The sequence below is a fragment of the Streptomyces sp. NBC_00212 genome, from assembly GCF_045206365.1.
Taxonomy (GTDB): domain Bacteria; phylum Actinomycetota; class Actinomycetes; order Streptomycetales; family Streptomycetaceae; genus Streptomyces.
Genome location: NZ_CP108115.1, coordinates 3802501 through 3827113, shown reverse-complemented (window position 1 = coordinate 3827113; position 24613 = coordinate 3802501). Strand labels below are relative to the sequence as shown.

The 24613-nt window shown below is 72.2% G+C and carries 22 protein-coding genes; 12 read left to right on the top strand and 10 right to left on the bottom strand.

Features of this window, described 5'->3' with window-relative positions; translation table 11 throughout:
• Window positions 1-81: 81 nt before the first annotated feature.
• The 5 genes from cseB to OHA17_RS17370 all read right to left on the bottom strand — a co-directional run bounded on the left by cseB (window position 82) and on the right by OHA17_RS17370 (window position 4003).
• Window positions 82-786 carry a two-component system response regulator CseB gene (cseB, locus tag OHA17_RS17390; RefSeq protein WP_344372794.1) on the bottom strand — a complete coding sequence of 235 codons (705 nt, stop codon included), beginning with the start codon at window positions 784-786 and terminating at the stop codon, window positions 82-84.
• A gap of 119 nt (window positions 787-905) precedes the next feature.
• On the bottom strand, window positions 906-1577 hold the full coding sequence (locus OHA17_RS17385) for a hypothetical protein (RefSeq protein ID WP_406507378.1): 672 nt from the start codon (window positions 1575-1577) through the stop codon (window positions 906-908).
• Window positions 1565-2122 (bottom strand): SigE family RNA polymerase sigma factor, encoded by a 558-nt coding sequence (locus OHA17_RS17380; RefSeq protein WP_053729102.1) that lies wholly within the window; start codon window positions 2120-2122, stop codon window positions 1565-1567. The genes OHA17_RS17385 and OHA17_RS17380 overlap by 13 nt, the downstream gene beginning before the upstream one ends.
• 251 nt (window positions 2123-2373) lie before the next feature.
• On the bottom strand, window positions 2374-3288 hold the full coding sequence (locus tag OHA17_RS17375) for an A/G-specific adenine glycosylase (RefSeq protein ID WP_406510743.1): 915 nt from the start codon (window positions 3286-3288) through the stop codon (window positions 2374-2376).
• 88 nt (window positions 3289-3376) lie between these two features.
• Window positions 3377-4003: a phosphatase PAP2 family protein gene (locus tag OHA17_RS17370; RefSeq protein ID WP_406507377.1), complete on the bottom strand. Its 627-nt coding sequence runs from the start codon at window positions 4001-4003 to the stop codon at window positions 3377-3379.
• A 165-nt stretch (window positions 4004-4168) separates the two neighbouring features.
• Between OHA17_RS17370 and OHA17_RS17365 the strand changes: the two genes are divergently transcribed.
• A complete protein-coding gene (locus OHA17_RS17365) occupies window positions 4169-4993 on the top strand; it encodes a hypothetical protein (RefSeq protein WP_406507376.1) in 825 nt (274 codons plus the stop codon).
• A 615-nt stretch (window positions 4994-5608) separates the two neighbouring features.
• Here the strand turns inward: OHA17_RS17365 and disA are convergent.
• Both disA and radA read right to left on the bottom strand, forming a co-directional pair.
• Window positions 5609-6733: a DNA integrity scanning diadenylate cyclase DisA gene (gene disA / locus OHA17_RS17360; protein WP_406507375.1), complete on the bottom strand. Its 1125-nt coding sequence runs from the start codon at window positions 6731-6733 to the stop codon at window positions 5609-5611.
• 90 nt (window positions 6734-6823) lie between these two features.
• Window positions 6824-8221, bottom strand: a complete 1398-nt coding sequence (gene radA / locus OHA17_RS17355) for a DNA repair protein RadA (protein ID WP_406507374.1) — start codon at window positions 8219-8221, stop codon at window positions 6824-6826.
• Between the two features lie 292 nt (window positions 8222-8513).
• Between radA and OHA17_RS17350 the strand changes: the two genes are divergently transcribed.
• Window positions 8514-10178 carry a BACON domain-containing protein gene (locus OHA17_RS17350; RefSeq protein ID WP_406507373.1) on the top strand — a complete coding sequence of 555 codons (1665 nt, stop codon included), beginning with the start codon at window positions 8514-8516 and terminating at the stop codon, window positions 10176-10178.
• A gap of 24 nt (window positions 10179-10202) precedes the next feature.
• Here OHA17_RS17350 and OHA17_RS17345 read toward each other — a convergent pair whose 3' ends face one another.
• Window positions 10203-11018, bottom strand: coding sequence for a hypothetical protein (locus OHA17_RS17345; RefSeq protein WP_398877729.1), 816 nt, complete (start codon window positions 11016-11018; stop codon window positions 10203-10205).
• Between the two features lie 52 nt (window positions 11019-11070).
• On the opposite strand from OHA17_RS17345, the gene OHA17_RS17340 reads away from it, so the two are divergent.
• The 4 genes from OHA17_RS17340 to ilvD all read left to right on the top strand — a co-directional run bounded on the left by OHA17_RS17340 (window position 11071) and on the right by ilvD (window position 15597).
• Window positions 11071-12003: a Ppx/GppA phosphatase family protein gene (locus tag OHA17_RS17340; protein ID WP_053729095.1), complete on the top strand. Its 933-nt coding sequence runs from the start codon at window positions 11071-11073 to the stop codon at window positions 12001-12003.
• Between the two features lie 106 nt (window positions 12004-12109).
• Window positions 12110-12931 (top strand): sugar phosphate isomerase/epimerase family protein, encoded by an 822-nt coding sequence (locus tag OHA17_RS17335; protein WP_406507372.1) that lies wholly within the window; start codon window positions 12110-12112, stop codon window positions 12929-12931.
• On the top strand, window positions 12928-13563 hold the full coding sequence (locus tag OHA17_RS17330; RefSeq protein WP_406507371.1) for a TetR family transcriptional regulator: 636 nt from the start codon (window positions 12928-12930) through the stop codon (window positions 13561-13563). Before OHA17_RS17335 ends, OHA17_RS17330 begins: the two co-directional genes overlap by 4 nt.
• A gap of 183 nt (window positions 13564-13746) precedes the next feature.
• On the top strand, window positions 13747-15597 hold the full coding sequence (gene ilvD / locus OHA17_RS17325; protein WP_406507370.1) for a dihydroxy-acid dehydratase: 1851 nt from the start codon (window positions 13747-13749) through the stop codon (window positions 15595-15597).
• Window positions 15598-15752: 155 nt separating this feature from the next.
• Here ilvD and OHA17_RS17320 read toward each other — a convergent pair whose 3' ends face one another.
• Window positions 15753-17897, bottom strand: coding sequence for a protein kinase domain-containing protein (locus tag OHA17_RS17320; RefSeq protein ID WP_406507369.1), 2145 nt, complete (start codon window positions 17895-17897; stop codon window positions 15753-15755).
• Between the two features lie 127 nt (window positions 17898-18024).
• Between OHA17_RS17320 and OHA17_RS17315 the strand changes: the two genes are divergently transcribed.
• The 6 genes from OHA17_RS17315 (at window position 18025) to proC (ending at window position 24036) form a co-directional block, all read left to right on the top strand.
• Window positions 18025-18318, top strand: a complete 294-nt coding sequence (locus OHA17_RS17315) for an SH3 domain-containing protein (RefSeq protein ID WP_053729090.1) — start codon at window positions 18025-18027, stop codon at window positions 18316-18318.
• Between the two features lie 35 nt (window positions 18319-18353).
• Window positions 18354-18881: a hypothetical protein gene (locus OHA17_RS17310; RefSeq protein ID WP_406507368.1), complete on the top strand. Its 528-nt coding sequence runs from the start codon at window positions 18354-18356 to the stop codon at window positions 18879-18881.
• A gap of 1236 nt (window positions 18882-20117) precedes the next feature.
• Entirely contained in the window at window positions 20118-20876 is a 759-nt protein-coding gene (locus OHA17_RS17305) for a class I SAM-dependent methyltransferase (RefSeq protein WP_406507367.1), read from the top strand.
• 223 nt (window positions 20877-21099) lie between these two features.
• The gene (locus OHA17_RS17300; RefSeq protein WP_406507366.1) at window positions 21100-21927 is read left to right on the top strand and encodes an ABC transporter ATP-binding protein; all 828 of its coding nucleotides are present in this window, start codon (window positions 21100-21102) and stop codon (window positions 21925-21927) included.
• A 215-nt stretch (window positions 21928-22142) separates the two neighbouring features.
• The gene (locus tag OHA17_RS17295) at window positions 22143-22880 is read left to right on the top strand and encodes an ABC transporter permease (RefSeq protein WP_406507365.1); all 738 of its coding nucleotides are present in this window, start codon (window positions 22143-22145) and stop codon (window positions 22878-22880) included.
• Window positions 22881-23226: 346 nt separating this feature from the next.
• Window positions 23227-24036: a pyrroline-5-carboxylate reductase gene (gene proC, locus OHA17_RS17290; RefSeq protein WP_398877746.1), complete on the top strand. Its 810-nt coding sequence runs from the start codon at window positions 23227-23229 to the stop codon at window positions 24034-24036.
• 32 nt (window positions 24037-24068) lie between these two features.
• Here the strand turns inward: proC and OHA17_RS17285 are convergent, their stop codons facing one another.
• Complete coding sequence (locus OHA17_RS17285; protein WP_406507364.1) at window positions 24069-24542, bottom strand: hypothetical protein; 474 nt, start codon at window positions 24540-24542, stop codon at window positions 24069-24071.
• Window positions 24543-24613: the final 71 nt, after the last annotated feature.

Genomic DNA, 24613 nt, shown 5'->3' with positions numbered 1-24613 from the left:
GCGCGGGTACGGGGGCCGGGCCCCGGGAGATCCCGGAGCCCGCGGCGGCCGGCCTGCGGCGCGGGGCGCCTCACTTGCCCATCACGCCTTCAACTTGTAGCCGAAGCCACGGACGGTCTCGATCCGGTCCTGCCCGATCTTGGTGCGCAGCCGCTGGACGTGGACGTCCACGACCCGGGTGTCACCGCCCCAGCCGTAGTCCCAGACCCGCTCAAGGAGCTTGTCGCGGGACAGTACGGTGCCGGGCGCCGAGGAGAATTCGAGCAGCAGCCGCATCTCGGTCGGGGTCAGCGCGACGGTCTCGCCGCCCTTGCGGACCTCCATGCCCTCGGTGTCGATCTCGATGTCGCCGAAGGCGAGCACCCCGCGCTCGGGCGCCTCCTCGGGCGTCTCGGTGGCGGCACCGGGCCCGCCCGCGTGCCCGAAGCGGCGCAGCACCGCGCGGATCCGGGCGACCAGGACGGCGCCGTCGAACGGCTTGGTGACGTAGTCGTCCGCGCCGGCCTCCAGGCCGAGGACGACGTCGATGGAGTCGGCCCGCGCGGACAGCATGATGACCGGCACGGTCGACTCGTCGCGGATCCGGCGGCACAGGCTGACGCCGTCGAGGCCCGGCAGCATCACGTCGAGCAGGGCGATGTCCGGCCGGTCGGCGCGGAACGCCTCCAGTCCGGAGAGCCCGTCGGGCATGGCGGTCACGGTGAAGCCGTCCCGCTCAAGGGCGAGCTGGGTGGCTTCACGGATGACGTCGTCGTCCTCGACGAACAGAACATGGGTTTCGGCCATCGCGCTGCTCTCTCAGTTCTCCGGCGGTCTCTTCCGACGCCCGGCCGTCGTGCTGGGGCCGGGCGCAGTACCAGTCTGCGGCATGCCCACGGCGACGCTTGCCGACCCGGGCGGCCGGGTCAGGGGGTGGCGGGCACGGGGGCGGCGGTCTCGTTGCCGGCGACCGCCTTGCTGTAGTCGTTCTCCACCTGGTCCTGCTGGGCGAATTTACCGCCCGAACCGCCCGAACCGGCCGCCCAGTGGTAGGTCGTCACGACCTCGCTGGACGCGAACGCCGGCTTGTCACCGGCCGCGTACTGCTGCCGGGTCACCACCAGGTCGCCCCGGTCGATCTCGGCGTACACGGGCGTCTCCTCGGCGGTGAAGACGTTGTCGTACGAGGCGCCCGATGCGCGGTACACATACGCGCCGAGGCCGACGGCGTCCGCGCAGTTCATGACATTCACGACGACGTCCTGGCCGGTCGCGCCGGTCAGGTGCCCGTACGTCACGTCGATCGGGTACTCGTCCTTGGTGCAGGGCTTGAGCTGGGCCTTGACCCGGGCGCTGACCTTCGGGTCGGCCTTGAGCAGCTTCACCGGGTCGACCTTGGTGAACGGCGCCGGGCTGGTCGCGCTCGGCGACGGCGTGGCGTGGGCGACCTTGTCGGACTTCGGGGCCTCGCCCTCGTCCCGGGTGCCGGTGCCGCCGGTGGAGCAGCCGGCCATGAGCAGCCCGAGGGCGGAGAGCCCGGCCAGTGCCGTGGTCCCCGCCGTCAAAGCGCCCCCGCTGTGCCTGCTCAGGCCGCGCACCGCTCCCGCCCCTTTACCTCGCCCGTGTAACCGCGCTCCAGCGCACGGAAGTCCAGCTCGCGGCTCTCCAGCTCCTGGCGGAGCCGGGCCAGCGCCCGGTGCAGCGTGCTCTTGACCGTGCCGGCCGACATGCCGAGGGCCGCGGCCGTCTCCTCGGTGCTCATCTGCTCCCAGTGTCGCAGCACGACGACGCTGCGCTGCTTGGGGGCCAGGACCTTCAGGACGTCCATGAGCAGGGCGCGGTCGGCGCGCTGCTCGGAGCCGTCCTCGACGCGGGCGTCGGGCAGCTGCTCGGTCGGGACCTCTTCGAGCTTGCGGGCCCGCCACCACTCGGTCCGGGTGTTGATCATGACCCGGCGCAGGTACGCGTCGGCGAGCGTCTTGTCGGCGATGCCGTCCCAGCGGCCGTAGGTGCGGGCCAGCGCGGTCTGCAGCAGGTCCTGCGCGTCCACGGGGTCCGGAACGAGCCGCCGGGCACTCCGAAGAAGCGCGTCCTGCCGGGTGCGTACGTACTCCTCGAACTCAAGCACCTCGCCCTGCGCCATACCCAACCGCCTCCGTCGTCCCCGTGAGCTGGTCCCGCTCGTCCTGCTGGTCGCTTACGTCAATGAAGCTACGGAGGACTTGTCACGGGGCTGTGCGGAGCAGCCGTCGGCAGACGCACGGAGAGCCATCGGTTGTGTAACAGCCGAGGTTTACCGCCGTTTTCCAGGGGTAACGCCGCTCTTTCGGGCGTTACGGACACAGTCGGGCAGGACGGCGGCCGGGGTGGTCGTCGCCGCGATCACGGCTCCGGTCACGACTGCGGCAGGCGGTAGAAGCCGTCTTCGAGCGGCTCCACGAGACCGTCCGCGACGAGCCCGTCGAGCGCCCGGGCCCGCTGCACCGGCTCGTGCCACACCGCGTCGAGCGCCGACTGCGGTACGGAGCCGGTGGCATCGCGCAGCACCGCGAGGAGCCGGCCGCGCACCTGACGGTCGGTGCCCGCATACGTCTGGCCGCGCCGGGCGGGGCCCTCGTGCGCGGGCTTTCCGGCGAGCCGCCAGGCGCACTGCGCGGCGATCGGGCAGCGCAGGCACGTCTCGTTCTTCGCCGTGCAGACCAGCGCGCCGAGCTCCATGGAGGCGGCCGCCCAGCGAGCCGCGGTTGCCTCGTCCTCGGGCAGCAGCGCGCGGGCCAGGCGCCGCTCGGCCGCGGTGGTCGCGGTCGGCGGGTACTGGACGCCGGTGACGGCGCGGGCGAACACCCGGCGCACGTTGGTGTCCAGGACCGCGTGCCGCTGCCCGTACGCGAACGAGGCGACGGCGGCCGCCGTGTACTCGCCGATGCCGGGCAGCGAGAGCAGCTGCCCGTGATCCGCCGGTACGTCGCCGCCGTGCCGTTCCGTTATGGCGAGAGCCGCGCCGTGCAGCCGCAGCGCCCGGCGCGGATAGCCGAGCCGGCCCCAGGCGCGGACGGCCTCGCCGGGTGCTTCGGCGGCCAGGTCGGCCGGGCGCGGCCAGCGCGCCAGCCACTGCTCGTACACCGGGAGCACCCGGCTGACCGGGGTCTGCTGGAGCATGAACTCGCTGACCATCACGCCCCAGGCGCCCGCTTCGGGGCGCCGCCAGGGCAGGTCGCGGGCGTGCTCGCCGAACCATCCGATGACGGATTCGTGCAGGACGGCGGGCTCGGTCGGCGGGTTCGTGGCGTTCTTCTCGTTCATGGGCATGCTGGGCACGGTCGGCATCGTCGGCAGAATGTTCATCGCAGAGCCGATCCTGGCACGTTCGGCCCCCGATGGGGGCGCGCAAAGGCGCTCAGCGGCGTGCGTGCTGCCTGGCGTGCACGCGTGCGCCGGGTCCGGCGAACCAGGAGACCGCCGCGACGTCGCTCGTACGCATCGACTCGGCCAGCGACCGCACCGGCCGGGTGCCCGCCTTCACGACGAGCAGCGCGACCAGGGTGCCCAGCACCAGGCCGACCGCCACGTCGTGCGGGTAGTGCACCCCGACGAAGACCCGCGAGAAGGCCATCGCGAGCGCCATCGGCACGGTGAGCAGCCAGATCCGTGACCAGGCCAGCGCGAGCGCGACGGCCGCGGCGCCCGCGATGGTGGCGTGGTTGGACGGGAACGACCAGTCGCCGTTGGCGGGGCAGGCGATCAGCGAGGTCGCCGCGCCCGCCACCGCCCGGCAGGGCCGTTCCTCGTCGATCAGCGACTTGATCACCTCGCTGCACACATAGGCGACCGCCGTCGCGACGGGCGCGAGCAGGGCGAGGGCGAACGACGTCGTGTCCCGGCGGCGGGCCCGCCACCAGGCGCAGACGAACAGCACGCCGAACAGGAGCAGGCCGAGCTCCGTCCAGACCTCGACGAAGCTCTGCACCCAGGACGGCATGTCGTGGGCGAAGTCGGTGATGTTGCGGTAGAGCTCACTATCCATGGTGACGGACAGTATGAATCATGAATGGGGGGCGACCACGAGCCGGCCGCAAGGCGGCGCCCAGACTGCGGAGGCACCCGCTCCGGAATGATGATCCGGAAAACTTGGGCACAGTGGCGGCGGGTGGGGCGGGAGTTGCCCCCGATCTCTCGTAAGGTTCGGTGCGTGGGATCTCTGCGCAATCCGGTCGGGCCGCTTCCCTCCTCCATCTATTGGCGACGGAGGGCAGTCGCGCTGTCCTTGATCGCGCTGCTCTCGCTCCTCGTCCTATGGGTCGTCACTTCCGGTGGCGGCAAGGGGAACAAGAGCGGCGGCAACGACAAGGGCCCGGACCCCACGCAGTCGATCACGCCGGGCCCTTCGGGCTCCGGCCCCGCGATCAGCACGGCACCGGGTGGCCGCGACGAGTCCAGCGGCTCGGGAGGCTCGGGCGGCTCGTCCGGTTCCGGAGGTTCGGGCGGCTCCAACTCCAGCTCTGGTGGTACGAGTACGGGCTCGGGCGGCTCAGGCGGCTCCAACTCCGGCTCCGGCGGCGGGAGTTCGGTCGGTGGGGGCGACACGGGCCGTCAGGTCCCGGCCGACTCCGGCCTGCCGACCTGCGCGCCGGGCTCGCTGACCCTGATCCTGCGCAGCACCAAGACGTCGTTCGCACCGGGGGAGAAGCCGCGCCTCGAAGTCGTCGTCAAGAACAACTCGGACTCCACGTGCAAGGCGGACCTGGGGCCGAAGGGGGCGGTGGTGACGGTGACGTCCACCGGGAACGACCGGGTGTGGTCCACGGAAGACTGCCCGTCGGGTGACGCGGACGTCTTCTTCCAGGTGCCGGGCAGCTCCGCGATCACCCACACCGTGGAGTGGAACCGCACGCAGTCCGCGCCGGGCTGTGCGACGCCGGGGGCGGGGGTGGTGAGCCCCGGCACGTACCTGGTAGAGGCCCACTTCCCGGGCCTCCCAGTGGCCAGGGCATCATTCGCCCTGGCCCAGGACTAACGCCGGGACTCCGCCCCAAACCCGGTTGAGCCCCCACCCCGCCCCTTCCCGCTGTGACACTCGGCGGCTCCGCCGCGTGGCCTCCGGGGGCGGGCTGGCCCTGGGCCGGGGTGCGCTGGGGCTCTGCCCCAGACCCCGGAGGCCCCACCCCGCCCCTTCCCTAGACCCGCCGGGGGTTGAAGGACCCCTGGGGCTCCGCCCCAGACCCCGTTCGCGCCTTGAGGGCGCTCGTCCTCAAACGCCGGACGGGCTGAAATGCCCCGATGCGGGCCAGGATCAGCCCTGCTAGGGGCGCGGGGCTGTGACATTGTGCGGCTCCGCCGCGCGGGCGCGACCAGCAGTACTGGGTGCCCTACAGGGGCGCGGGGAACTGCGCGACCAGCCACGAACGACCCGCAGCCGAAAACCGTCCGCACAGGTAGCCCCTCCGGCGTTTGAGGAGGGGGGTTTGGGGCGGAGCCCCAAGGGGCGGCCTTCTCGGTGTCCTGCACGGGCGGGTCAGTGGGGAGGCGTGCCGGGGTTGGGGGCGGAGCCCCAGGAGGGGCCGGGCCTGCCAACGCTGCGCTTACGGGTGGGCGGGTGGGCGGGTGGGAAAACCCTGCCCCCTCGCCCCAACTACACGTACCGCTCCAGAATCGAGCTCTCCGCCAGCCGCGACAGCCCCTCGCGCACGCTCCGGGCCCGCGCCTCTCCGACGCCGTCGACCGTCTGGAGGTCGTCCACCGAGGCGGCCAGCAGTTTCTGCAGGCCGCCGAAATGTTCGACGAGGCGCTCGATGATCGCGCCCGGCAGGCGCGGCACCTTCGCCAAAAGGCGATAGCCCCGCGGGGACACCGCCGAGTCCAGCGTCTCGGGGGAGCCGCTGTAGCCCAACGCCCTTGCCACTATGGGCAGTTCGAGCAGCTCCGCATGCGTGAGGTCGTTGAGCTCGCGCAGCGCCTCGTCGACCGTGCGGGAGCGCTTGGCGGTGGGCTCGGGCACGTAGTCCCGTACGACCAGCTCCCGCTCGGGCTCGACCCCCGCGATCAGCTCGTCCAGTTGCAGGGACAGCAACCGGCCGTCCGTGCCCAGCTCCACCACGTACTCGGCGATCTCCGTCGCGATGCGGCGCACCATCTCCAGGCGCTGGGCCACCGCCGTCACGTCCCGGACCGTCACCAGGTCCTCGATCTCCAGGGCGGAGAGGGTGCCGGCCACCTCGTCCAGGCGGAGCTTGTAGCGCTCAAGGGTCGCCAGCGCCTGGTTCGCGCGGGACAGGATCGCCGCCGACTCCTCCAGGACCCGCCGCTCCCCGTTCACGTACAGCGCGATCAGGCACATGGACTGCGAGACCGAGACGACCGGGAAGTTGCACTGCTTCGAGACGCGGTCCGCCGTGCGGTGGCGGGTGCCGGTCTCCTCGGTGGGGATCCCCGCGTCCGGCACGAGCTGGACACCGGCCCGGTGGATCTTGGTGATGTCCTTGTCGAGGACCAGCGCGCCGTCGAGCTTGCACAGCTCGCGCAGCCGCGTCGCGGCGAACTCGACGTCCAGGACGAAGCCGCCCGTGCACATCGAGTCGACGGTCTTGTCGAGGCCGAGCACGATCAGACCGCCCGTGTTGCCGCGCAGGATGCGCTCCAGGCCGTCGCGGAGCGCGGTGCCGGGCGCGACGGCGCTCAGCGCGGCGCGCATCAGTGCTTCGTTACCGGAGCCTGTGCCGGACTTTCCGGGTGCTGATGCCCGGTCGTTGGCTGCCACTGCACTCCTCCGGTGTTGCTCATACGGCGCGTACTGCTCGCGTACTGCTCGTACGGACGGGCGAGACCAGGGCAAAGTCTACCGGCGCGGCTACTCCTCCCGTGGGGCCTGTGCGCGACGCCCGCGCGGGAGCACCCGCAGCGCGTCACCCATGTCGGCGACTTCCGTGACCTTCATACCGGCCGGGACCTTGCCCGGGTCGGTCGGCACAAGCGCGTGGGTGAAGCCCAGGCGGTGGGCCTCGGCCAGTCTGCGCTGCACGCCCGTGACCCGTCTGACCTCGCCCGCGAGGCCCACCTCGCCGATCGCGACCAGGTTCTTGGGCAGCGGAGTGTCGCTGGCGGCCGAGGCGAGGGCCAGCGCGATCGCCAGATCGGCCGCGGGCTCGGAGAGCTTCACCCCGCCCACCGTCGCGCTGTAGATGTCGCGCTTGCCGAGAGCGGTGATCCGGCCCCGCTGTTCGAGCACCGCGAGCATCATCGAGACGCGGGAGGTCTCAAGGCCCGAGGTGGTGCGGCGCGGGGAGGGGATCTGGGAGTCGACGGTGAGCGCCTGGACCTCGGCCACCAGGGGCCGGCGGCCCTCCAGGGTGACCGTCAGACAGGTGCCGGGCACCGCCACGTCGCGCCGGGTGAGGAACAGGCCGCTGGGGTCGGCGAGTCCGGTGATGCCCTCGTCGTGCAGCTCGAAGCAGCCGACCTCGTCCGTCGCCCCGTAGCGGTTCTTGATGCCCCGCACGAGACGCAGACGCGCGTGCCGGTCGCCCTCGAAGGAGAGCACCACGTCCACCAGGTGCTCCAGGAGGCGGGGGCCGGCGATCGCGCCGTCCTTGGTGACGTGGCCGACCAGGAGCGTGGACATGCCGCGTTCCTTGGAGGCGCGGATCAGCGCGCCCGCGACCTCGCGGACCTGGGCCATGCCGCCGGGGGCGCCGTCGATCTCGGGGGATGCGACGGTCTGTACGGAGTCGAGGACGAGCAGGGACGGCTTCACCGCGTCGAGGTGGCCGAGGACGGCGGACAGGTCGGTCTCGGCCGCCAGGTACAGATGGTCGTTGAGCGCCTTGATGCGGTCGGCGCGCAGCCGGACCTGGCTCGCCGACTCCTCGCCCGTGATGTAGAGCGTGCGGTGGTCGTCGGTGGCCGCCTTGGCCGCGACGTCCAGGAGCAGCGTGGACTTGCCGACGCCGGGCTCGCCCGCGAGCAGCACCACCGCGCCCGGCACGAGACCGCCGCCGAGCACCCGGTCGAGCTCGTCCACCCCGGTGGTGCGGGCGGTCGCCTGGCGGCCGTCCACCTGGCCGATGGGCAGCGCGGCCGTGGAGACCCGGCCCGCGGCCGTGGTGCGCACCGCGGGCGCGCCGTACTCCTCGACCGTCCCCCAGGCCTGGCACTCGGGGCAACGGCCGAGCCACTTGGCGGTCGTCCAGCCGCATTCGGTGCAGCGGTAGGACGGTCGGTCCTTCGCGGATTTCGTACGGGCAGCCATGGCGTCACCGTATAGGGGGCCACTGACAATCCCGCACGGGCCGGGGAAGCGGGCCCCTGGGCCGGGCCCCTGGGCACGGCCGGTTTTCCGCGCCCCGCCGTTCGGGTGGACGCGGCCGGGCGCGCGTCGCCCTGACTGGTTGAGTCCGTTTGCACAGTGCGTAGCTGGTCTGCCATGGAATGCCATGGAATTCCCGATTCCTGTCCCCTTTTGAGGGATACGTTCACCCGTAAGGATTAAATGTGCTCAACCGGTACGAAGAAGTCGTGATGCTCCGCCTACGGTCGCTCGCGTGACGAGCAGCAGACCGGATCAACCAGCGCACAACACCGGCGCACACCGGGCGCAGAGCCGTGCGCCCCGTACGTTGGCCCAGCGCCCGCCCGCGCGTTACGAGGCCTACCTGGACGGCCTGTTCACGTACTGCCTGTCCGTCCTGTGCGACCACGACGAGGCGACCGCCGCCCTCGGCGACATACTCGCCGTCTCCGAGCGCCAGCACGCGCGGTGCCCCTCGGCCGAGGCCGAACGCAAGGCGTGGCTGTACGCGCTCGCCCGCTGGGCCTGTCTGCGCAAGCTGGCCGAGCGCAAGAGGAACCGGCAGGGCGCCCACACCGGACGCACCGCCGAAGAGGCCCCCGCCGTAGCGGTGTCCGAGGAGGAGCAGGAGCGGCGCCGGCGTGAACTCGCCCTGCTCGCCTGGCCCGAGGCCGCCGGCACCACCCCCGAACAGCGCGAGGCCCTCGAACTCGCGGTCCGCCACCAGCTCGGCGCCCGCGAGGTCGCCTCGGTGCTCGGCATGAACTACCCGGCCGCGCGCGAACTGCTCGCCGCGGGCGCCTGCGAGGTCGAGCGGACCCGCGCGGCGCTCGCCGTCGTCGAGATGGGCGGCTGCCCCGCGGTCGCCCAACTCACCGGTGACCACCAGGTGCTGCTCTCGGCGGCGCTGCGCCGCGAACTGGTCAGGCACGTCGACGACTGCCCCCGCTGCCGCCGCGCCGCCGAGCGCACGGGAGCGTCCGGACCCTGGCCCGGGGCGACCGTCACCCCGGCCGCGCTGCCGCTGGCCGAGGCGCCGCGGGCCGCGGCCCAGGCCGCGATGCTGCACGTGCCGAGGGCGCGCGGTGGGGCCCCGCGCTTCGACCGCGCCGGGTTCCCGATGGACCCGAAGGACCGGGCCGCCCGGCGCGACCGGCTGCGGGCCAGGGCCGTGACCACCACCGTCGTCGCGACCGTCGTCGCGGCCCCCGTCTTCGCGCTCTGGGCCGCCTACCGCGGCGCCCCCGCGACCGGCGAGCCGGAGGGCGGCGCCAAGGTCACCGCCAGCGAGGCCGACAGCCCGGGCGGACTGAGCGGGCATCCGTACGACCGCTACGAGAACGCGGGCAACGCGCGCAGCGAGCCCGACACCCGGTTCACCGCGGGCAGCCGCGCCCCCGACGTGTCCGTCGAGGTCATCAGCCCCACGACCGCCCCGGCGGGCCCCGCCCGGCTCGCGGTCTCGGCGAGTTCGGCCGGCGACACGACCGTGCTCACGCTCACCTCCACCGGCGGCGCACCCGTCGACTGGTCGCTGCGCAGCCACGCCCGCTGGCTCACCTTCAGCCAGAGCGCGGGCAGGCTCGCGCCAGGCCAGAGCGTCACCGTGTACATCCGGGTCGACCACGCCGAGGAGCCGCACCACGCGTGGTCGGCACGGGTCGAGGTGGCGCCTTCGGGCGCGGCGGTACGCATCGCGGGCGACGGCACGCCCATCGCGACGCCGTCCTCGCCCGACCCCGGCACCACGGGCCACCCCGGCCCGGGCGGATCCAGCGCGCCCGCCTCGACGCCGCCGACGCAGAGCCCGAGCAGCCCGACGCCCACGCCCACCCCGACGCCGCCGAGCCAGAGCCCCACCCCGACGGCGACGCCCACACCCACGCAGACGCCGCCGTCTTCGACCCCGAGTGGCTAGCAACTGCCGTACGGGATAAGGGAGTTACCGCTTCGGATCGGCCGGGTGCGGGGCGACCAGGGGGAGCTGCGAGGCGAGCCGCGCCTCGCACTGCTCGACGAGGACGGCGTACGCCTCCTCGCCCATCAGCTCGGTCAGCTCCGGCTTGTACGTCACGTACACGGGCTCGCCCGCGCCGTGCGCGGAGGTCGCCGAGGTGCACCACCAGTGCAGGTCGTGGCCGCCGGGGCCCCAGCCGCGGCGGTCGTACTCGCCGATCGAGATCTGCAACACCTTGGTGTCGTCGGGCCGCTCGATCCAGTCGTACGTCCGGCGCACCGGCAGCTGCCAGCAGACGTCCGGCTTGGTCTCAAGGGGCTCCTTGCCCTCTTTCAGGGCGAGGATGTGCAGCGAGCAGCCGGCGCCGCCCGCGAAGCCCGGCCGGTTCTGGAAGATGCACGAGCCGTTCCAGCGGCGGGTCTGGCGGTCGCCGTCCTCGTCGGTCTGGATCCAGCCCGACTCGGTGCCGACGTCGTGGAACTGCCACAGCTCCGGGGTGAGCCGCGCCACGTGCCCGGCCACCCGCTTCTCGTCGTCCTTGTCGGAGAAGTGGGCGCCAAGCGTGCAGCAGCCGTCGTCGGCCCGGCCCGCCTCGATGCCCTGGCAGCCGCTGCCGAAGATGCAGGTCCACCGCGAGGTGAGCCAGGTCAGGTCACAGCGGAAGACCTGCTCGTCGTCGGCGGGGTCGGGGAACTCGACCCAGGCGCGCGGGAAGTCGATCCCCTGCTCGTCCTGAGCCTTGTTCGCGGGGTTCTTCGGGGCCTTGGCTTTGCCCGGCTTCGCCTTTTTCGTCTTTGGCACACCTCAAGCGTATGTCCGAGGCCATGTCCGGACGCGCAGTAGCGTTCAGTCCATGAGACTCGGAGTCCTCGATGTGGGGTCGAACACGGTTCATCTGCTGGTGGTGGACGCGCACGCCGGTGCCGCGCCGCTGCCCGCGCACTCGCACAAGGCCGAGCTGCGGCTCGCCGAACTCCTCGACGAGGACGGTGCGATCGGACCGGAAGGCATCGACCGCCTCGTCGCCACGATCAGTGGCGCGCTGCTCTCGGCCGAGGACAAGGGTGTCCAGGAACTGCTCCCCTTCGCCACGTCCGCGGTGCGCGAGGCCAGCAATGTGGACGAGGTGATCGCCCGGGTCCGCGCCGAGACCGGGGTCGATCTGGTGGTGCTCTCCGGCGAGGAGGAGGCGCGCCTCACCTTTCTCGCGGCGCGCCGCTGGTACGGCTGGTCGGCCGGGAAGCTGCTGCTCCTCGACATCGGGGGCGGCTCCCTGGAAGTCGCGTACGGCATCGACGAGGAGCCGGACGCGGCGGTCTCGCTGCCGCTGGGAGCCGGGCGGCTGACCGCGGGCTGGCTGCCGGGCGACCCGCCGGACCCGTCCGACGTACGGGCCCTTCGCCGTCATGTGAGGGCCCAAATCGCCGAAACCGTAGGGGAGTTCACCCGCTCGGGGCGGCCCGATCACGTGGTCGCCACGTCGAAGACGTTCAAGCAGCTTGCGCGGATCGCGGGGGCCGCACGGTCGAGCGAGGGTGCCTACGTCCAGCGCACTCTGAGTCGTAAATCACTGGAGGAGTGGGTGCCCAAGCTCGCCGCCATGACGACCGAACAGCGCACCACGCTGCCCGGCGTCTCGGAGGGCCGGGCGCCGCAGCTGCTCGCGGGGGCGCTCGTCGCCGAGGGTGCGATGGACCTGTTCGCCGTCGATGAGCTGGAGGTCTGTCCCTGGGCGCTGCGCGAGGGCGTGATCCTGCGCCACCTCGACCACCTGCCGGTGGGCTGACGGAGCGAAGGGGAGAGCCGGACCCGGAGTTACCGGCGAGTGTGACGTTCGTCGGGCTCGCCGGACCGCCTCCCCCCTCGGCGGTGGCGGCCCGTACCCTGTCTGCGTGGCAGAACCAGTGGTGCGCATCCCGGATGCGAAGGTCGCCCTGTCCACGGCCTCGGTCTATCCGGAGTCGACGGCAACGGCCTTCGAGATCGCCGCGCGCCTGGGCTACGACGGCGTCGAGGTCATGGTCTGGACCGACCCCGTGAGCCAGGACATCGAAGCCCTGCGGCGGCTCTCCGACTACCACCAGGTGCCGATCCTGGCCGTCCACGCGCCGTGTCTCCTGATCACGCAGCGGGTCTGGTCCACCGATCCGTGGGCGAAGCTTCAGCGGGCGCGGGCGGCGGCGGAGAAGCTCGGCGCGTCGGCGGTGGTGGTCCATCCGCCCTTCCGCTGGCAGCGCCAGTACTCCCGCGACTTCGTGAACGGCATCTGGCGGATGGCGGACGAGACCGACGTCAGATTCGCCGTAGAGAACATGTACCCGTGGCGCTACCGGGACCGCGAGATGCTGGCGTACGCGCCCGACTGGGACGTGACGAAGGACGACTACCGGCACTTCACGGTCGACCTCTCGCACGCCGCGACCTCCCGCACGGACGCGATGGCCATGGTCGACCGGATGGGCGACCGGCTCGCCCACGTCCACCTCGCGGACGGGCGCGGCTCGGCGAAGGACGAGCACCTGGTGCCGGGCCGCGGTACGCAACCCTGCGCGGAACTCCTGGAGCGCCTCGCCCTGACCGGGTTCGACGGGCACGTCGTCATCGAGGTCAACACCCGGCGGGCGATGTCCGCCGCCGAGCGCGAGGCCGACCTCGCCGAAGCCCTCGCCTTCACCCGGCTGCACCTGGCGTCCGCGCCGGCCCGCCGCGCATGACGGACTCCGGGGGCGGTACGGGGCCGGCCGCCCCGCGCCGGCGCGGCCGGCCTCCGCGGGCCGCCGCCGAAACGGGCCCCGGCACCCGCGAGCGCATCCTCGCCGCCGCGCGCACGGAATTCTCGGACCGGGGCTACGACAAGACATCGATGCGGGGCATCGCCAAGGCGGCGGGGGTGGACGCGGCGCTGGTCCACCACTACTTCGGCACCAAGGACGAGGTGTTCGCGGCGGCCATCGAGGTCGACTTCGAACCGGCGCTGACCGTGGACGCGGTCCTCGGCGACTCCCTCGACGGCGTCGGCGAACGCCTGGCCCGCCACTTCCTGGCCATCTGGGAGAACCCGGCGACCCGCACCCCTTTGATCGCCGTGATCCGCTCGGCCCTCACGCACGACGCGGCGGCGAAGGTGCTGCGGGGCTTCGTCCTGCGCCGCCTGCTGGAGCGGGTGGCGGGGGACCTCCAGGTCCCCGACCCCCGCTTCCGCGCGGAGCTGGCGGCGTCGCACATGATGGGGATCGTGATCATGCGGTACGTCCTGGAAGTGGAGCCGCTGGCCTCGGCGCCGGCGGAGCGGATCGTGGAGATGGTGGCTCCGACCCTGCAGAGGTATCTGACGGACCCGGGGTGAGAACCCGGCCTCTCCGGCGTTTGAGGAGCGGGGTCCGGGGCGGAGCCCCAGCGGCCCACCCCCGCCCGGGACGGGGGTCAAATAGCGAGCCACGCGTCCCGCCATCCGGACACCCTGTCCAAATCTTGGAGCCGCGGCGTAGGCTCACAGACAGCCCACCCTGTCTGAAGGAGACGAGCGACGATGCCCGAGCTGAGGTCCCGCACAGTCACCCACGGCCGCAACATGGCGGGCGCCCGCGCCCTTATGCGGGCCTCCGGTGTAGCGAGCGAGGACATCGGCAAGCCGATCATCGCCGTGGCGAACAGCTTCACCGAGTTCGTGCCGGGCCACACCCACCTCGCCCCGGTCGGCCGCATCGTCAGCGAGGCGATCCTGGCCGCCGGCGCCGTCCCCCGCGAGTTCAACACCATCGCCGTGGACGACGGCATCGCAATGGGGCACGGCGGCATGCTCTACAGCCTCCCCTCCCGCGACCTCATCGCGGACAGCGTGGAGTACATGGTCGAGGCGCACTGTGCCGACGCCCTGATCTGCATCTCCAACTGCGACAAGATCACCCCCGGCATGCTGATGGCGGCGCTCCGCCTCAACATCCCCACCGTCTTCGTCTCCGGCGGCCCGATGGAGTCCGGCAAGGCGACCCTGGTCGACGGCACGGTCCGCACGCTCGACCTGGTCGACGCGATCTCGGACGCGGTGAACGACAAGATCTCCGACGAGGACATCCTCCGCATCGAGGAGAACGCCTGTCCCACCTGCGGCTCCTGCTCCGGCATGTTCACCGCCAACTCGATGAACTGCCTGACCGAGGCGATCGGACTCTCCCTCCCCGGCAACGGCTCGGTCCTGGCGACCCACACCGCCCGCCGCGCCCTGTACGAGAACGCGGCCCGCACGGTCGTGGAGATCACCAAGCGGCACTACGAGGACGACGACCACTCCGTCCTGCCCCGCTCCATCGCGACCCGCGCCGCGTTCGAGAACGCGATGGCGCTCGACATCGCCATGGGCGGCTCCACCAACACGATCCTGCACCTGCTCGCCGCCGCCCAGGAGGCCGAGCTCGACTACGGCCTCAGCGACATGGACGCCGTCAGCCGCCGCGTCCCGTGCCTGGCCAAGGTCGCCCCGAACGTCGCCAAGAACCGCACGTACTACATGGAGGACGTGCACCGCGCCGGCGGCATCCCCGCGATCCTCGGCGAGCTGTACCGCGCGGGCCTGCTCAACGAGGACGTGCACACCGTCCACTCCCGCTCCATCAAGGAGTGGCTGGACGTCTGGGACGTGCGCGGCGGCTCCCCGTCCGACGAAGCGGTCGAGCTGTGGCACGCGGCCCCGGGCTGCGTCCGCTCGGCCACCGCGTTCTCGCAGTCCGAGCGCTGGGACACCCTGGACACCGACGCGGCCGAGGGCTGCATCCGGGACGCGGTGCACGCGTACAGCAAGGACGGCGGCCTCGCGGTCCTGCACGGCAACCTCGCCGAGGACGGCTGCGTCGTGAAGACGGCCGGCGTCGACGAGTCGATCTGGACCTTCGAGGGCCCGGCCGTCGTCTGCGAGTCGCAGGACGAGGCCGTCGACAAGATCCTCCGCAAGGAGATCACGCACGGCGACGTCGTCGTGATCCGTTACGAAGGCCCCAAGGGCGGCCCCGGCATGCAGGAGATGCTCTACCCCACTTCCTTCCTCAAGGGCCGGGGCCTCGGCAAGACCTGCGCGCTGATCACCGACGGCCGCTTCTCCGGCGGCACCTCGGGCCTGTCCATCGGCCACGCCTCGCCCGAGGCGGCGTCCGGCGGCACGATCGCGCTGGTCGAGGACGGCGACCGCATCCGGATCGACATCCCCAACCGTACGATCGAACTCCTCGTCCCCGAGGCCGAGTTGGCGACCCGTCGGGACGCGCTGGGCGGCGTGTACGCGCCGAAGAACCGCGAGCGCAAGGTCTCGGCCGCGCTGCGCGCCTACGCGGCGATGGCGACCAGCGCGGACCGGGGCGCGGTGCGCGACGTCTCGAAGCTGGGCTGACGCCACATCAGGTGACGTGCGAGCGCTGGGCTGACGCCGCATCGGCAGTGAGCCCAGCGGGTCGCCAACTAGCGAATCCAGCAGGTCATCAACAGGTCACCAACTGGCGGATCCAGCAGGTCATCAACAGGTCACCAACTGGCGGATCCAGCAGGTCACCAACTGGCGACGTCCCCCGGATCGACCCCGAACACCGACCCGTCGGGGGAGGCGGCATACACCCGCCCCCCGGCGGCGAGCGGCGCCGGGAGGGCGGGCGTGAAGGTGTAACGCCCGTTGTTCATACGGGGGTTGGTCTGGCCCGCGAGCACGCCCTTGCCCGCGTCGAAGGCGAGCAGTCGCCCGTCCGCGCCGGTCAGGAACACCTGGCCGCCCGAGGCGACGGGCCGCGAGGCGCGGGCCACCCCCGTGTCGAGCCGCCACTTCTCGCCGCCCCGTACGGAGTCGACCGCGACCAGCGCCCCGCCCGCCCCGAACAGGTAGACGCTGTCCCCGGCGGCCCCGGCCTGCGCCTGGTCGAGGGGTGCGGTGAGCGCGGTGCGGCGGGCGGTGTGCGTGGCGGCGTCGAGGCGTACGACCGCCGTGGTGAACCCGCTGGGGTCGGTGGCCAGCAGGAACACGGCCTTGCCGTCGGCCGCGACGGGCCTGAGCCGCCCGTCGGCCCGAGCCTGCCATCGCACGGATCCGGTGGCGGGATCGAGGGCGGTGACGGAGGTCGAGCGCCCGTCGGCGGACGGGGTGGCGACGAAGGCGGCCCCTTTGCCGTCGGCCGGCACAACCCACTGAGAGCGGGGCCCGCCGACCGCCTTCCGCCAACTCTCCTTACCCGTAACGGAGTTGAGGGCAGTGACGTGCCCGTCCGCCGTGGCGAGCAGCACGGTGGCGCCTGCGGGATGCACCCCGGAGTACGCCGATACGTCGGCGGACCACACCGGCTTGCCGGTCCCGGCGTCGTACGCCCGCAAGGATCCGCCTCCCGGAGCCCGCACAAGGACCCTCCCGCCGGCCGCGACGGGAGCGAGGTCCTCGGACAGCAGCTGCCCGCCGCCCCCCGCCGTCGACCAGAGGACCTTCCCGCTGAGGGCGTCGAGCCGGGCGACGGTGACGCCGGGCGCGGCGCAGTACAGGGCGCCGCCACCCGCGTCCGCCGAGCAGAAGGCCGTACGATTCCCGTCCCCCTTGGTGGCCAACTGCACGTTCCAGGGCCGGAATTGAGCCGCTGCGGGCTGCTCGGGAGCGGCGACGGTCCCGGTGCCGTCGGGCAGCGCCCGGACGGCGGCCACGCCCCCGCCGGCGACCCCGATGAGCACGAGCGCGCCGACGACCCAGCGGGTGCGGCGGCGCGAGGGGGCGGGGGAGCCCGGGGACTCGGGGGACTCGGGGGAGTCACTCTCGGTCCGAGGCGGAACAGGATTGCTGGGTGGAACAGGATTACGGAACCGCTGCGTAGGGATATGGGCCTCGGACCCGTACGCGACGGACCGCAGCGCGGACATCAGCTCGTCCGGGGTGGGCCGGTCGCCGGGATCCTTGGCGAGGCACAGGCGCAGCACGGGCGCGAGATCCTCGGGCACCCCGTCCAGGTCGGGCTCGTTGTGGACGACTTGGTACGCGACGACGTACGGCGAAGCGGAGTCGAAGGGCCCGCTCCCGGTGGCAGCGTGCACGAGCACGGCCCCCATGGCGAACACGTCGGCTGCGGGCCCCACCTCGCGGGGCCGCTGGAACTGCTCGGGCGCCATGAAGGGCGGCGTGCCGATGAGCTTGCCGGTCTCGGTCCGCAGATCGCTGTCGTACGGACGCGAGATCCCGAAGTCGATGACCTTGGGCCCGTCGGCGGCGAGCAGCACGTTGCTCGGCTTGAGGTCGCGGTGCACGACCCCGGCCCGGTGGATGTCGCGCAGGGCCTCGGCGAGCCCGGCTCCGAGCCGGCGTACCTCGGCGGCGGTGAGCGGCCCGCTGTCCTTGACGCGTTCGGCGAGGGTGGGCCCCGGGATGTGGACGGTGGCCATCCAGGGCCGGTCGGCATCGGGGTCGGCGTCGACGACGGAGGCGGTGAAGGCCCCGCTGACCCGCCGGGCCGCCGACACCTCCTGCCGGAAGCGGGCCCGGAACTCCGGGTCGGCGGCGTGCTGGGCGTGCACGACCTTGACGGCGAGCCGCATGCCGGAGGGAGAGGTGGCCAGGTGCACCACACCCATCCCGCCCGAGCCGAGTACGGATTCGAGCCGGTACGCCCCGACGGACTCCGGATCCGCGGCGCCCTCTGCTCCGAACCCGATACTGCGCGGCGAGGCCATGGCCCACCCCCGAGTGTCCGTTGTACGCGCGCGTCCCGGCGGAGCCTAGTCGATGGGGCGTACGGGCCCGATGGGGCTTGCTAGCCTGCGTGTTGCACGCAGAGTGAATCCGATGGGGGAGCTTCACATGGCATCAGAATCAGCCGAATCCATGGCGTCCACGTCGCTGGGGACCCAGCGCTATCCGGTGGCCCCGGGCTGCGAACTGAACGTGCGCAGCGGCCCCGGCACGGGCTACTCGATCATCGACGTGCTGCCCCAGGGCGCCACGGTCCCGGTGAACTGCCAGACCCCGGGCACCCGGGTCTCGGGCCCGTACGGCACCTCGAACATCTGGGACAACATCGGCAACGGCCGGTTCGTCGCGGACGCGTACGTGAAGACGGGAAGCGACGGATACGTGGCACCGCGCTGCGGCTGACGGGCTACGTGTCCGCCCCTGGGATAATCGACCCCATGAGCGAGCCCGAGAATCCCGAGAACCCCGAGAGCAAGGGCGCAGGCACCGCGGGCCCCCAGCCCGAGCCCATCCGCTTCTTCGGCACGACGTGGGTGGACCACGACAACGGGTACGGGCTGCGCAGGGCGGGCGCGGCGATCGGCTCGCTGGCCGCGGCGGTGGCGGCGTGCTTCGTCCTGCGCTTCGCGTACGAGGGCCTGCAGCTCTCGAACACCGGCAGCTTCGTGAACGTGCTGGTGGTGGTGATGTTCGCGATCTGCAGCGCGCTGGCGTTCCGCAAAACCTGGGACGCCTTCTCGACCCGCCCGGCCGACCCGGAAGCGGACCGCTCACTCCAGGGCCTGAAGGCGATCGGCTTCATCGGCTCGCTGCTCGCCTACTTCTTCCGCACCTTCACCGAGGCCCCGGGCGAGGCCCTCCACCGCAAGGAATACGAAACGGCCCGCGCCCAGTACGCCCGCCGCCGGGGCAACCCGTCGACGAAGCCGACGAAGTCGACAAAGAAAAAGCCAAAGCGAAAGTAGCCGGGGCCCCGCCGATTGAGCCCCTTGGAGGGTCCTGCCCTGCTGTCGGCCTTGGTGCGTCTGGGTCTGAGTCTGGGTCTGGGTTTGGGTTTGGGTTTGGGTCGGCGGGCCACGGGTGGCTGACCGCACGGTTACCGCGCGCCTTGGGGGTCGGCGGCCCGGGGCACTCAGGGGCCGTCGGAGCTGTCGGCCGCGGGGGCGATGAGCGGGGCCATGGAATGGCTCGGCGTTTCACGAGACGGAACGCCGAGTGCGGGGGCCAGCAGCCCCAGGCACACAGGAGCGGCGAGCCCATTGATGAGCTGGTGTGTGCCCACCCGTCGGCGGCGGGCCCGTCGACGAGGCCGGTTCTGCCTGCCTTTCACAGCGGAGCCGATCGCGAGGCCGGTTGCGCCTACCCGTCGGCCGCGAGCCCGTGGGTGAGCCGGTTGTGCCCGCCTATCGGCCGCGACCCATCTGTGAGGCGGCTCTGCCCACCCATCGGCCCCCAGGCCATCGGCGAGCCACGTCCCCTTCCCCCGGGCCGTCAGCCGCCAACGATCCGGCGCCCCCACTGGTGCCTCGCTCTCTTGAGGGGGCAGAACGGGTGGGCAGGTGGGAAGGCGGCGCCTTTGTGCACGCACCGCCACGGGCCGCCATGCGCCGACAGGCCGGGCCCCTGGCCGTCAGCTGTCGACGCGCGGGACCCATCGGTCGTTAGCCCACGCGCTGGAATCACCCGGCTGTCAGCCCATCGGCGAGCCGGCCCCTTGGTCGTCGGCCCATTGGCGGGCTGAGCCTCTGACTGTCAGACCATCGAGGTGCCGGGCCTCACTGGTTGCCAGGTCATCGATCCGCTGGAATTCTCCGGCCGTCGGCCCATCGGCGAGCTGGTCCCCAGCCGCCAGGCCATCGACAAGCCGGTAGCTATTCACCGGCCGCGAGGCCATCTGCGAGCCACGCCAGCCAGCCAGCCAGCCAGCCAGCCAGCCAGCCCGTCCGTCCGTCCGCCCGCCCACGCACCCACCGGCCGGTCAGCCGCCAACGATCCGGCACCCCACTCCCGCCAGTACCTCGCCCTCTTGACCCCGCCGAGCGGGCGGGCGGGTGGGAGGGCGCGCTCGTCCGCCCACCGGCCCGCGCCCCGCCGGCGAGCCCGCACCACCCACCCGTGGCTCAACCTTGCAAGGGAGCAGAACGGGCGGGCGGGTGGGAAAACGCGCCCCCCAACCCACCCCACCCGGCAGACTCGCCCCCATGACAACCCGCGCCCACTCCTTCAACGCCGCCGCCGCGCAATACGCCGCGAACCGCCCCTCGTACCCCCCGCTCCTCCTCGACACGCTGGAGGAGCTGGCAGGACGCCCCCTGCGGAACGCCCAGGTCGCTGACGTCGGCGCCGGCACCGGCATAGCCACCAGCCTCCTGCACGCCCGCGGCGCGAAGGTCACCGCGGTGGAGCCCGGCGACGGCATGGCGGCCGAGTTCCGCAGGAACAACCCCGGCATCCCGCTGGTGCGGGGGGACGGCAACCACCTCCCCCTCGCCACCGCATCCGCGGACTTCATCACGTACGCCCAGGCCTGGCACTGGACCGACCCGGCGAAGGCGGGCCCGGAAGCCCGCCGCGTACTGCGCGAGGGCGGCGCGCTCGCCCTGTGGTGGAACATGTCGGACAACTCGCAGGAGTGGGCGGCCGCCCAGGACGCCCGCCTGCGCGACTTCTTCCGGCACGACTCGTTCCGGCCGGCCAGCGGCGAGGGCAAGCAGCGAGGCGGCCACCCCTGGACCGACGTCCCCGGCCTGGACTTCACGGAACGCGAAATCCCGCACACGCGCAAGGTCCCGCTGGCCACCCACCTGGCGAACCTGGGAAGCCACTCGGCGTTCCTGGTCCTGGGCGAGGAGAGGGCGAGGGAGTTCCTGAAGAGGGAGCACGAGCTCCTGAGCGAACGCTTCCCCGACGGCACGGTGGAGGAGTGCTACGTGGTCCACGTACGACTGGCCCTCAACTAACAGCCGCACGACGAGGCACAGCCCCCCCCGCAACCGAGCGGATCACGGCTTCCGGAAAGCCCCCACGAGCCCGCGAGCTTTCCGAGTGATTCCTGATTCATGCCTCCTCCAGCGCCCTGCGCCCCGCCCTCCCCCTCCCCGCAGGGCCATGGGGGACGCCCCCTGACGGCCCCCGGCCCCCGATCCTTGACGTCCGAACCCCGGCAGGCGCACTATTCATCACATGGTGAATTATGACCCGAACTCCGCGGGCAACAGCACCTCCCCAGGGCGCGACACCACCCCGGGCCCCCAAGGGGCCCCCGCCGTAACGGCCCGGTCCCTCACCGTCGTGCGCGGCGACCGCCAAGTCCTGAAGGCCCTGGACTTCACCGTTCCGCGCGCCCGCATCACCGGCCTCCTCGGCCCGTCCGGCTGCGGAAAGTCGACACTGATGCGCGCGATCGTGGGTACGCAGGCGAAAGTCACCGGCACCCTCACCGTCCTCGGTGCCCCCGCGGGCACCCCGGCCCTGCGCGAGCGCATCGGCTACGTGACCCAAGATCCGTCCGTCTACCAGGATTTGACGGTACGTCAGAACCTGGACTACTTCGCGGCCGTACTGAACCCCGGCCGAGCCCACCGCGCGGCCCGCGCCGAAGCGGTCACCCGGGCCATCACCGACGTAGACCTCACCAGCCACGCCGACGACCTCGCGGGCCGGCTCTCCGGCGGCCAGCTCAGCCGCGTCTCACTGGCCGTCGCCCTGCTCGGCACCCCGGAACTGCTCGTCCTGGACGAACCGACCGTGGGCCTCGACCCCGTACTCCGCCGCGACCTCTGGAACCTCTTCCACACCATCGCCGCCACCCGCGGCACCACCCTGCTGGTGTCCTCGCACGTCATGGACGAAGCGGAACGCTGCCACCGCCTGCTCCTCCTGCGCGAAGGCGTACTCCTGGCCGAGGACACCCCGGACGACCTGCGCACCCGTACCGCCACCGAAACCGTCGAGCAGGCCTTCCTCCACCTGGTGGACGAGACCGCCACCCACCCCGAAGCCTCCCGATGAACACAACCCGTACCTCCGGCACCCGCACCTCCGGGAGCCCACAGCCCGCCTTAAGCCACCTCGCCCCTTCCAAGGCCCCGCGGCCGACCGATGACCACCGCGGCCGCACCTCCGAAGAGCCCGGGGCTCCCGATGACCAGCCCCCGCACAGCGCTCGCCCCCCCCACAGCGCCTGCCCCTATGCCGCGCCAACCCCCCCACCCCGAGGCCCGCTCATGACCGCGTCCCGCACCCTCGCGACTGCCGCCCGCGTCCTGCGTCAGCTGCGCCACGACCCACGCACGATCGCGCTGCTCCTGATCATCCCGTCCCTGATGATCATCCTGCTCCGGTACGTGTTCGACGGCAGCCCGGCCGTCTTCAACAGCATCGGCGCCTCGCTGCTCGGCATCTTCCCGCTGATCACGATGTTCCTGGTGTCCTCCATCGCCACCCTGCGCGAACGCACCTCGGGCACCCTGGAACGCCTCCTCGCCATGCCGCTCGCCAAGGGCGACCTGATCGGGGGCTACGCACTGGCCTTCGGCGTGCTCGCCGTACTCCAATCGCTCATCGCGACGGGCATCTCCGTCTGGCTCCTCGACCTGAGCGTGGTCGGCTCCCCCTGGCTGCTGCTCCTGGTCGCCCTGCTCGACGCCCTGCTCGGCACCGCCCTCGGCCTGTTCGTCTCGGCCTTCGCCGCGTCCGAATTCCAGGCGGTCCAGTTCATGCCGGCGGTGATCTTCCCCCAGCTCCTGCTGTGCGGCCTGTTCACCCCGCGCGACTCGATGCAGCCGGTCCTGCGCTGGATCTCGGACGTCCTGCCCATGTCGTACGCCGTCGACGCCATGACCCAGGTCCTCCACCACCCGGACGCGACGGCCACGTTCGCGAAGGACACCGGCATCGTGGCGGCGGTAGCGGTCCTGGTCCTCACCCTCGGCGCCGCCACCCTGCCCCGCCGGACCCCGTAGGGCCTGTCCGGCGGATCTTGTCTGGGACGCGGGAGCCTGGCACGCCCTCCCCCAAGGCCTAAAGGGCCAGGGGGACCCCCACGGCGTTGTCGTCAGTTGCCGACTCCCCCTAGTTCTCGGCTGCGCTCGAACAGGGGGACCCCCATCGCGTCGCCGCCCTCCTCCGCCTTGCAGCTGCACGCACCAGATCCCCGCTCACCAGCATCACAGCCTCGCCCCGAGCCGAAGCCAACCAGATCCGCCGGACAGGCCCTAGCCGTACCGCCCCTCGGACGCCCCCTTCCGGCACCCGTCCGCGATGCGAGGATGACGTCACGAAACGCCGCACCACCTGGAGGGTGACCGCATGACCCAGACCGTCGCAGTCCTCGGCACCGGCAAGATCGGTGAGGCCCTCCTCAGCGGAATGATCCGGGCCGGCTGGCACCCGGCCAACCTCCTGGTCACCGCCCGCCGCCCGGAGCGCGCCGCGGAACTCCACGCCCGCTACGGCGTGGACGCGGTCACCAACGCCGAGGCCGCCAAGCGCGCAGACACGCTGATTCTCGCGGTGAAGCCCCAGGACATGGGCAAGCTCCTGGACGAACTGGCCCCGCACGTCACGAGCGACCGCCTGGTGATCAGCGCCGCGGCCGGCATCCCGAGCTCCTTCATCGAAGCCCGCCTGGCCTCCGGCACCCCGGTCGTACGCGTCATGCCGAACACCCCCGTACTGGTCGACGAGGGCATGTCGGTGATCAGCGCCGGCAGCCACGCGACGCCGGACCACCTCGCCCATACGGAGGAAATCTTCGGCGGAGTGGGCAAGACCCTGCGCGTACCGGAATCCCAGCAGGACGCGGCAACGGCCCTCTCCGGCTCGGGCCCGGCGTACTTCTACTACCTGGTCGAGGCGATGACCGACGCCGGAATCCTGCTCGGCCTGCCCCGCGCCCAGGCGTACGACCTGATCGTGCAGTCCGCGATCGGCGCCGCGGTGATGCTCCGCGACAGCGGCGAGCACCCGGTGAAGCTCCGCGAGGCGGTGACGTCCCCGGCGGGCACGACCATCAGCGCGATCCGCGAGCTGGAGAACCACGGCGTACGGGCCGCCCTCATCGCAGCCCTGGAAGCCGCCCGCGACCGCAGCCGCGAACTGGCCTCCGGCAACAGCTGACCGGCTGCGCCTTCTCGATACGCCTCTTCTTGTTACGCCTTCCTTCGTGGCCGCCGCACCACAGTGGCGGCCACGCCCCCGCCGACCAGCGCCAGCGCGCCCCCGCCGACCAGGCTCAGCACCCCGGCGGGAGTATGCGGAAGAGCCGCCCGCGCAGCCTGGAACACGGTGCCCCCGGACGACTCGTCCCCACCACCGGCCGAACGGATGGCGGACTCCGCTTCGGCGCTGCGCGGCCGGACCGCTCGCACCGTCCGCAGGTCCGCCGCGAGCCGGCTCCCCTCCTGGAACTTCTCCTCAAGCCGCGCCACCTCACCGGGCGGCGCGAGGCCCCGTGCCCGCTCGATCTCGGCCCGGGTCTCCGCATTGACGGCGTCGACGACCCGCAGCCGTATGCGGGCAACGCGCTCATCACCGTCCGCGGCGTAGGCAGCCCCGGGTCCCACGGCCATCCCCAGGACGAGGAGGGCCGCGGCGGTCACGGCAATCCGAAGAAGAGACCTCATACCCGCCAAACTAGGACGCCCGGCAGGACCACCGGATCGGCCGTCCCGCCAGGCCTGCCTCGGCCGAAAGC